This is a genomic window from Pseudomonas sp. MONT-RG-20F-20-E-7-02 (assembly GCF_022662395.1).
In the GTDB taxonomy this organism is placed as follows: Bacteria; Pseudomonadota; Gammaproteobacteria; order Pseudomonadales; family Pseudomonadaceae; genus Aquipseudomonas.
In genome coordinates, this window is the sequence record NZ_JAKNQN010000012.1 from 134874 (window position 1) to 144029 (window position 9156).

At 59.2% G+C, this 9156-nt stretch carries 8 protein-coding genes and 2 pseudogenes; 7 read left to right on the forward strand and 3 right to left on the reverse strand.

Annotated elements, in window-relative coordinates; all coding sequences use genetic code 11:
• Nucleotides 1–74: 74 nt before the first annotated feature.
• The 3 genes from L8I05_RS26965 to L8I05_RS26975 all read left to right on the forward strand — a co-directional run bounded on the left by L8I05_RS26965 (nt 75) and on the right by L8I05_RS26975 (nt 2245).
• Nucleotides 75–515, forward strand: a complete 441-nt coding sequence (locus L8I05_RS26965) for a CBS domain-containing protein (protein WP_197629429.1) — start codon at nt 75–77, stop codon at nt 513–515.
• Between the two features lie 8 nt (nt 516–523).
• Entirely contained in the window at nt 524–1372 is an 849-nt protein-coding gene (locus L8I05_RS26970; RefSeq protein ID WP_242174943.1) for an NAD-dependent protein deacetylase, read from the forward strand.
• 543 nt (nt 1373–1915) lie between these two features.
• Nucleotides 1916–2245: a hypothetical protein gene (locus L8I05_RS26975; RefSeq protein ID WP_242174944.1), complete on the forward strand. Its 330-nt coding sequence runs from the start codon at nt 1916–1918 to the stop codon at nt 2243–2245.
• Between the two features lie 121 nt (nt 2246–2366).
• Here L8I05_RS26975 and L8I05_RS26980 read toward each other — a convergent pair whose 3' ends face one another.
• On the reverse strand, nt 2367–3269 hold the full coding sequence (locus tag L8I05_RS26980; protein ID WP_177017650.1) for a LysR family transcriptional regulator: 903 nt from the start codon (nt 3267–3269) through the stop codon (nt 2367–2369).
• Nucleotides 3270–3399: 130 nt separating this feature from the next.
• On the opposite strand from L8I05_RS26980, the gene L8I05_RS26985 reads away from it, so the two are divergent.
• The 3 genes from L8I05_RS26985 to L8I05_RS26995 are packed head-to-tail and all read left to right on the forward strand — an operon-like array spanning nt 3400 to nt 5982.
• A complete protein-coding gene (locus L8I05_RS26985; RefSeq protein WP_010211319.1) occupies nt 3400–4098 on the forward strand; it encodes a CoA transferase subunit A in 699 nt (232 codons plus the stop codon).
• A 31-nt stretch (nt 4099–4129) separates the two neighbouring features.
• Entirely contained in the window at nt 4130–4789 is a 660-nt protein-coding gene (locus tag L8I05_RS26990; protein WP_242174946.1) for a CoA transferase subunit B, read from the forward strand.
• 11 nt (nt 4790–4800) lie between these two features.
• Entirely contained in the window at nt 4801–5982 is a 1182-nt protein-coding gene (locus L8I05_RS26995) for an acetyl-CoA C-acetyltransferase (protein WP_242174950.1), read from the forward strand.
• Nucleotides 5983–6175: 193 nt separating this feature from the next.
• Here the strand turns inward: L8I05_RS26995 and L8I05_RS27000 are convergent.
• Together L8I05_RS27000 and L8I05_RS27005 are read right to left on the reverse strand one after the other, a co-directional pair.
• Nucleotides 6176–6256, reverse strand: a pseudogene (locus L8I05_RS27000) (PaaI family thioesterase); the annotation flags it as partial.
• 193 nt (nt 6257–6449) lie between these two features.
• On the reverse strand, nt 6450–7535 hold the full coding sequence (locus L8I05_RS27005; protein WP_242174951.1) for a DUF1615 domain-containing protein: 1086 nt from the start codon (nt 7533–7535) through the stop codon (nt 6450–6452).
• Between the two features lie 361 nt (nt 7536–7896).
• Here L8I05_RS27005 and L8I05_RS27010 point away from each other — a divergent pair.
• Nucleotides 7897–9156, forward strand: a pseudogene (locus tag L8I05_RS27010) (type IV secretion protein Rhs); the annotation flags it as partial.

Genomic DNA, 9156 nt, shown 5'->3' on the forward strand with positions numbered 1-9156 from the left:
TTGCTCCGGCGTAGGCCGTCTAGGATTCTGTAGGGACCCGCTGACTTCCTAACAACAACACCGGAGTGGCCGCCATGAAAACCGTCGCACAAGTGCTCAAAGCCAAGGACCAGAAAAACCAGGACGTCCACACCATCAAGTCGCACCAGACCGTGATGGAGGCACTGATTCAGATGGCAGCCAAAAACGTCGGGGCCTTGCCGGTCGTGGACGAAGGCAAAGTGGTGGGCGTGATCAGCGAACGGGACTACGCACGCAAGCTGATCCTCAAGGGCCGCTCTTCCGCGACCACCGCCGTCAGTGAAATCATGAGTTCGCCGGTCATCACTGTCGACAAGCACCAGAGTGTCGAAAAATGCATGAACATCATGACGGACGGTCACCTGCGCCACCTGCCCGTGGTTGAAGATGGCCAACTGATTGGCCTGCTGTCCATCGGTGACTTGGTGAAAGAAGCCATTGCCGAGCAAGCTGACCTGATCAAACAGCTGGAGCAGTACATCCGCGGCGAATAGGGGAACCCATGCAGGGCACGCTGGAACATCAAGAGGACCACCTCGACACTCTGTACCGGGCGATGGCTGAAAGGCGCTTCGTGGTGCTGACCGGTGCGGGTATCAGTACGTCGTCGGGCATACCGGATTATCGCGACAGTGAAGGCGTGCGCCGGGGCAAGGCGCCGATGATGTACCAGGAATTCCTGGCCACCCCACAAGCACGGCGCCGTTACTGGGCACGGGCGATGCTGGGTTGGCCACGGGTGCGCATTGCCCAGCCGAACAAGGCCCACATGGCGCTGGCGACGCTGCAGCAACGCGAACGCATCAGCGGGCTGATCACGCAAAACGTCGATACGCTGCATGACCAGGCCGGCAGCCATGATGTGATCGAACTGCATGGCAGCCTGCACCGCGTGCTGTGCCTCGATTGCCAGCAGCGCAGCGAGCGCGATGTGATCCAGCGGGTGATGGAAGACCGGAACCCTTACCTGGCCGGCGTCGATGCCGTGCAAGCGCCCGATGGCGATACGCTGCTCGATCCGGCTTTTGAAGAACGCTTCCACGTCCCCCACTGCCCGCACTGCAACGGCCAGCGACTGAAACCCGACGTGGTGTTTTTTGGTGAGAACGTCGCCCCGCAAACGGCTGCCAAGGCAATGGCTGCGGTGCAGCAGGCTGAGGGGTTGCTGGTGGTGGGCTCATCGCTGATGGCTTATTCGGCGTTTCGCCTGTGCAAGGCAATGGTGGAGCAAGGCAAGCCGGTGATTGCCATTAACCTGGGCAAGACACGCGGGGATGAATTGTTGCAGGTGAAGATCGAGGCGTCTTGCGAGCGGTTGTTGCCCTTGCTGGTCCAGCGATTGGGACAGTAGGCACACTGTAAATTCAATTGTGGGGGCTGGCTTGCCTGCTCCCACAGGGTTCGCGCGCTGTATTGGCTAACGGCCCACCGAGACCAACCGCACAAAAAATGACGCCCAAGTCACGTTTTCCCGCATTCCCCCGTCCCCACAACGATTTATGTAGTGATCAAAAAAAATCACTACATAATCGTTGACGTAACCTTTTTACCCTTGCATTATCGAGACGTCTCCCGGATCGGGAGTGTTGGTAACACGTGTTTTGAACAAGCTCGTCTGACCGCCGAGCTGTTTTTTCCGGATGTGCACTGCCCACAAGGCAGATTGATGAAGCTGACCGGCCCGCAAGGATCGGTACAAGGAGCTCAATCGCTGCTTGTCTTCGTTATGAAACCATTGCGTAGCAGTTCATCAGCAAGACTACATGCATCAGGTTCAAGACCCTGCCCGTATTCGGCAGACAGTCACTGACGCCCGGTTTTCCAAGCCGGAGACAACTAAGCAGTTTTAACGGAATCAACTGATAGATCGCCAACTGGTCAAGGGGCTTACATTATGAATCTGAACAACCAACCCACTATCGATGAATTGGCTGAGATGTTTGCAGCGCAGAAAGACACACTCGACGACCATATCCTGTGGGTCGAAAAATCGGGCCAAGTTCATATCGATTGCGTGGCGCCCCACACCCTTGAAGAAGAGTTCGATAAAAACAACCGCAAACTGGCGGCGCGCCTGAAGATGTACCGCCGCGGCCAGGGTTATGTCGGCAAGAAGGCCGCCGCCGATGAGAACTTTATCGAGCAAGTTTTCAACACACTTAACAATGCCTGGACGTCTTTCAAAGACAGCTCGCAAGTTAAAGTGATCGACCGCTACTACTAAGTAAAACTTGCCCTCTGTGGGAGCTGGCTTGCCTGCGATAACGGTTTAACTGCCAACACTTTTGTTGAATGTTAACTGGCTATCGCTGGCAAGCCAGCTCCCACATTTATTTGGGGCACGCTCAGAAAGTTGGAAAGCGGCCTTTCGCGGCCTCATCGCGAAAAATATCAAACAACACCTGCGCTGCCGCCGACAGTTCGTGCCCAGGTTTGGTCAGCACGCCAATCGGCCGCTCGATCACCGGATTGCTCAAGGTGATGCAATGGGCGCCCGCCTCTTCCATCTGCTGCGCACACAACGCAGGTACAGCGCTGACACCCAGGCCATTGGCAACCATCTTGCCCACCGTCGCCAATTGATGACTCTCCAGCGCCACCGGCAACTTCATCTGCAAGGCGCCCAGGTGTTCCTCCAGCATCACCCTCACCGTGGAGGGCCGCTGCAGGGTAATGAATGGCTGTTCCAGCAAGGTTTGCCAGTCGATTTCGCTGCACCGGGCTAACGGTGAATCTCCGGGCACCACTGCAATAAAGCGGTCCAGGTACAACGGGGTGAACGCCAGCGACGAACCGTCGGACGGCTCGAATGCCACGCCCAGCTCCACCTGGCGGTCGCGAACCATTTCCAGCACCTGCTCGTTGATCAGGTCGTGCACCGTCACATTCACCTGCGGGTAACGTGCGCGGAATATCTTCAGGATCGGCGGCAGCAGATTGCCTGCAAACGACGGCATCGCGGCCACCGTGACCCGGCCCCGCTGCAAGGTGAAGCGCTGGCGCAGTTCATCTTCGGCGTTGTCCCAATCGGCAATCAAGCGGCGCGCCAGCGGCAACAACGACTCACCTTCAGGCGTGAGCGCGACATTGCGCGTATTGCGGCTGAACAAGCGGCCGCCCAGGCCCTCCTCCAAACCCTTAATGGTCAGGCTCAACGCCGACTGGGAAAGGTGAAGGCGCTCGCAAGCAGCGGCGAAACTCAGGCTTTGGGCCACGGCGAGAAAGGCACGCATCTGTTTAACGGTCATGAGGCTGCTCCGGGCGGCGGGTCGACTATGCTGTTTTCTAAATCAATCAACCTTAAAAAACAACTTAACAAATTAATCCATCGGCGCAACACTCCAGTCTGCTGGCCCACATACAATAAAAGAGGTGCATATGGCAGGTTTCGATAAACGCGTGGCGTCCTATGAAGAAGCGCTGGCAGGCCTGGAAGACGGCATGACCGTGCTCTCCGGTGGCTTTGGCTTGTGTGGCATTCCGGAAAACCTCATCGCCGAGATCAAGCGCAAAGGCACCCGCGACCTGACCGTGGTTTCCAACAATTGCGGCGTCGACGGTTTCGGCCTGGGCGTGTTGCTGGAAGAAAAACAGATCAGCAAAGTCATCGCGTCCTACGTGGGTGAAAACGCCCTGTTCGAGAAGCAACTGCTCAGCGGCGAAATCGAAGTGGTGCTGACTCCTCAAGGCACCCTGGCAGAAAAAATGCGTGCAGGCGGCGCCGGCATCCCGGCTTTCTTCACCGCCACCGGCGTCGGCACGCCCGTCGCAGAAGGCAAGGAAACCCGTGAGTTCAACGGTCGCCCGTACCTGATGGAAGAGTCCATCACCGGCGACTTCGCCATCGTCAAAGGCTGGAAAGCCGACCACTTCGGCAACGTCATCTATCGCCACACCGCCCAGAACTTCAACCCACTGGCCGCCACCGCCGGCAAGATCACCGTGGTCGAAGTTGAAGAAATCGTCGAACCGGGCGAGCTGGACCCGGCGCAGATCCACACCCCTGGCATCTACGTCGACCGGATCATCTGCGGCACCTTCGAGAAGCGCATCGAACAGCGCACTGTCCGCAAATAATCCGCCAGCCCAAATAATAAGGAGACAAAACATGGCTCTTACTCGCGAACAAATGGCTCAACGCGTCGCCCGCGAAATGCAGGACGGTTTCTATGTGAACCTCGGCATCGGCATTCCAACCCTGGTGGCCAACTACATTCCCGAAGGCATGGAAGTGATGCTGCAATCGGAAAACGGCCTGCTCGGCATGGGCCCGTTTCCTACCGAAGAAACCATTGATGCCGACATGATCAACGCCGGCAAGCAAACGGTGACGGCTCGCATCGGCGCTTCGATCTTCTCCTCCGCCGAGTCCTTCGCGATGATCCGCGGCGGCCACGTCGACCTCACCGTGCTCGGCGCGTTTGAAGTAGATGTACACGGCAACATCGCGTCGTGGATGATCCCCGGCAAACTGGTCAAGGGCATGGGCGGCGCCATGGACCTGGTGGCCGGTGCGGAAAACATCATCGTGATCATGACCCACGCGTCCAAGGACGGTGAGTCCAAGTTGCTCAGCCAATGCAACCTGCCGCTGACCGGTGCCAAGTGCATCAAGCGCGTATTGACGGACCTGGCTTACCTTGAAATCGAAAATGGCGCTTTTGTCCTCAAGGAACGCGCACCTGGCGTCAGCGTTGAAGAGATTGTGAGCAAGACCGCCGGTAAACTGATCGTCCCGGACCACGTTCCAGAAATGCACTTCCAGTGAGGACAGATTCCATGCAAGACGTCGTGATTGTTGCTGCCACCCGCACCGCCGTGGGCAGCTTTCAAGGTTCGCTGGCCAGTATCCCGGCACCGGAACTGGGCGCCGCCGTGATCCGTCGCCTGCTGGAGCAGACCGGCCTGGACCCGGCGCAAGTGGACGAAGTGATCCTGGGCCAGGTCCTCACCGCCGGCAGCGGCCAGAACCCTGCGCGCCAGGCGTCGATCCTCGCCGGGCTGCCCCACGCAGTACCAGCGCTGACCCTGAACAAGGTTTGCGGCTCGGGCCTCAAGGCCCTGCACCTGGGCGCCCAGGCGATTCGTTGCGGCGACGCCGAGGTCATCATTGCCGGCGGCATGGAGAATATGAGCCTGGCGCCGTACGTATTGCCTGCTGCGCGCACCGGTTTACGCATGGGCCACGCCAAAATGATCGACAGCATGATCACCGACGGCCTGTGGGATGCGTTCAACGACTACCACATGGGCATCACCGCCGAGAACCTGGTGGACAAGTACGGCATCAGCCGTGAAGCCCAGGACGCGTTCGCCGCCGCTTCCCAGCAGAAAGCCGCTGCCGCGATTGAAGCGGGTCGGTTTGTCGATGAAATCACGCCGATCCTGATCCCCCAGCGCAAAGGCGAGCCGGTGGCCTTCGCCGTGGACGAACAACCGCGCGCCGGCACCACCGCCGAGTCCCTGGCCAAGCTCAAGCCCGCGTTCAAAAAAGACGGCAGCGTCACCGCCGGCAACGCCTCCAGCCTTAACGACGGCGCAGCTGCCGTGCTGCTGATGAGCGCCGACAAGGCCAAGGCCCTCGGCCTGCCGGTTTTGGCGCGTATCGCCAGCTACGCGAATGCCGGCGTCGATCCAGCCATCATGGGTATCGGCCCGGTATCGGCCACCCGCCGCTGCCTGGACAAGGCGGGCTGGAGCCTGGGCGACCTGGACCTGATCGAAGCCAACGAAGCCTTCGCCGCGCAATCGTTGGCGGTAGGCAAAGAACTGGAATGGGACGCCGACAAAGTCAACGTGAATGGCGGCGCCATCGCCATCGGCCACCCGATTGGCGCCTCAGGCTGCCGCGTACTGGTGACCCTGCTGCATGAAATGATCAAGCGCGATGCCAAGAAAGGCCTGGCGACGCTGTGCATCGGTGGCGGCCAGGGCGTTGCCCTCGCACTCGAACGCAGCTGATTCAAAGAGCAACATGAGAAAAGGCCCGGTTCCACGAAAAACCGGGCCTTTTCTTTTTACGCTGTCTTCCTGAAAAAAACACGACGCAACTGTGGGAGCTGGCTTGCCTGCGATAGCGGTTCACCCCTTGGCAAATGTACTGCCTGACACACCGCCATCGCAGACAAGCCAGCTCCCACAATGGCCTCTACTGTCAGCCCGAGCGCGGCACCGCAAACACCGCATTCGCCCGCGCCACCACCTTCTCGCCCACCTGCAAGCTCACCGTGGCAAACCCTTCGGGCACGGCGTGAGCGATCATGGCGAGTTCTTCCTTGGCGTGAGGCTTGAGGTGTACGCCAGCCCACGGGTGGCAGCCATCATCATCAGCCGCGCAAATCCCATTGGATGCTTTGCGTAAATCCGCCAGAAGCGCGATGCTTAAAGCAGCGAAGATCAAATGTGGGCTTGCCCGCTCGCCACAATGATCAGCGCTTCATGCAGCGCTGATACCGATCATCCACGCGCTTGGCAAACCACGCCGTGGTCAGGTTGCGGGTGATCTTCGGGCTCTTGAGTACGATGCCCGGCAAAATCGCCCGTGGCATCGGCTTGCCAGCCGCTTTATCAGCCAGGGCAAACACGCGGTTGTAGAGAGTGGTTTGCTCAAAATCGAGTTGCTCACCCTTCTCCAACTGGCTGCGGATGCTGGGGTTGCGCATGTCCAACTTCGCGCCCAGGGAGCGCACCGCCAACTCAGTGGTGCCCGGCAGCAATGAACCATAGCGGATCAAGTCCCCGTCCAACGCCAGCTCGGTGCCGGTGACACGGCTGACAGCCGCCTGGAACGCAGCGTTGCGGCTGGCGTACCAGCCTGCATTGAAGTCGGCAAAGCGATACAGCGGCTGGTCATAACTCACCGGGTAGCCCAGCAAGTGGGCAATGCCGAAATACATACCGCCGCGCCGCGTGAAGACTTCCCGGCGAATCGTGCCATCCACCGTGTAGGGATAACCCCGCGCCTGTTTCTGCGCAAAGTCGATGCTGACTTGCATGGGGCCTGCGGTATGCACCGGGTTGAAGCCGCCAAACAACGTATTGCCCAACGGCACCACGCTGATGAAATCGTCAAAGATCCCACTCAGGTCCTTCTCCGTGCGCGCAGTACTCAAGCGCTCGGCGTAAGTCTTGCCGGTGGGCGAGCGCAATTGCAGCGCGCTGCGCACCACAAAGGCTGGCACATGGACTTTGCCCGCGCGCCGCAGGATTTCATCCTGGGCGATCTTGCCCATGTTTGGCACCGGTGGGTCGACTTGATAGGTGGATTCTTGCTCGGTCACCGCAAGAACCGCGCAGATATTTTCGGTGCTGGGGTAAATCTTCTGGGTGTCGAAGGCCGTGTAGATGTCCTGAGCCCAGCCTTTACGGTCCGGCACCGTCGCCGGCAGCAGCCGCACAATCTGCGCTTTCACCTCCGCCTCGCTGCGCTCCGGCTGTTGCGGGCTGCGTGAGGTGGAACAACCGGCCAGCACCAGCAACGTGGTGAGGCACAGGATCAGACGGCTTGAATACATGGGGCTTCCTTGGATAACGACGGGCCGGGCATTGCGCATATCGACAGGTAAGTCTAACCGGGGTTCGGCGACTTGCAGCACTCGCCAGCCGCACACTTACGTGACAGGATCTGTCATCGACCATTTGCCGGGCTGGGCTTAAACCTGGCGTTTGCGCAGCGCTGACAAGGACTACTGAAACATCCCACGCCACACCCGGATAAGCTCTACAGATATCGCCTGAAAACCGCTGCAAAGTCCTTCGCCTGATCACACAATGCGAGGGATTGCAGATGGTTTTTTTCGGTAAAGCTCCGTTTTTTGGGGCTGTCTTTTGATCGCCGCCACCAGCCAAACCATTGGCCTTCTGGTGCTGGCCGCCATGGATTCCAAGACGCGCGACGTCGAATCCGTTCTCAGCGACTTCCGGCAATGCCTCAACACCTACGACGCCTGGGCGGAAAGCTTCTTCAGCTTTTCGGCACTGGATGTCGAGCAGGTCTTCAAGGTCGGGGATGAAGTGGCGCTGGTCGCGCCGATCGATCGTTCCCTCTTTCCCAGCTCGACCGTTGCTGCGTGCAAGCAAGACGGCACCCTGACCCTCGTGCACATGTTCCAGAGTGCTCGATTCGTGCCGATTGGCAACACGCCAGTGGTGTTGCAACGCATCGATCCAAACGGTGGCCCGCTGGGCGACCCCATCAGCAAAGTCATCGGGCCCAGCGGCATTCTGGAAATCACCGAGTGTGATCGCAACCAGAAGTACCGGGTCAATTTTTACCCCAACGTTTCCGAGGAACACTTCAAGGCGCTGTATGCCTCTTATCAGTCGGTCATCACGCCACTGGAAGGCTGGCTGCGCAGCGAGTGGAGCGGCACATTTGCGCCGCTGTGGAAGGACTACTCCGAGGCCAATTTCCTCAAGCGCTATCTCTCGCTGCATCAGGCTTACGCCAAAGGATTTGGCGATGCACTGAACTCACTCTGGGACAGCCTCAAACAGCTGGTTGAGTGGCTGGCGCACCCACTGGCGAATGCCGAAAAGCTGCTGCACTACCTGTCCCAAGCCGAGTTCGAAAAGCTGCTGAAGGTCAGCACCGATACCCTTGCCAAAGGCCTGCTGATACTCAGCGATGAACCGCTGCTGTTTATCTACATGGCGGCCATGGTCAGTTGGATGCGGCTGATGCCGCCGCCGTATATGAACGAGGTGCTGGGAGAGATCGGCGTCGAGGTGCTGATCAACGTGTTGCTGTGTGTTGCCACGGCCGGGATGGGCGTTGTGATACGCCTCAGCAGCAAGGTGCTGGGCAGCATCAAGTCGCGTCGTGCGCGCGAGTGGCTGGAACACATGGCCAGCCAGTTCGGCAAATCTCGCCTGGATACGCACGTTGAGACGGCTAAGCCGATATTGCTCGCCGGGCCAGCGACTTCGATCAACACGGTAGCGGGTGCGCCGTTGAAGGCTGGGGAGAACCTGGTTACGAACCCGGTGCCTGCGGTTCGTAAGAAGACCCAGCAGACGACGTTGGTGCGCCAGGAACATGTCGATGATGTGCCTGTCGCTGCGAAGAATCCCCAAGGCGATGCGGCGGCGCCTGCGGATAAAACGGCTACCCATGGCTGCCCGGTTTCGATGGTC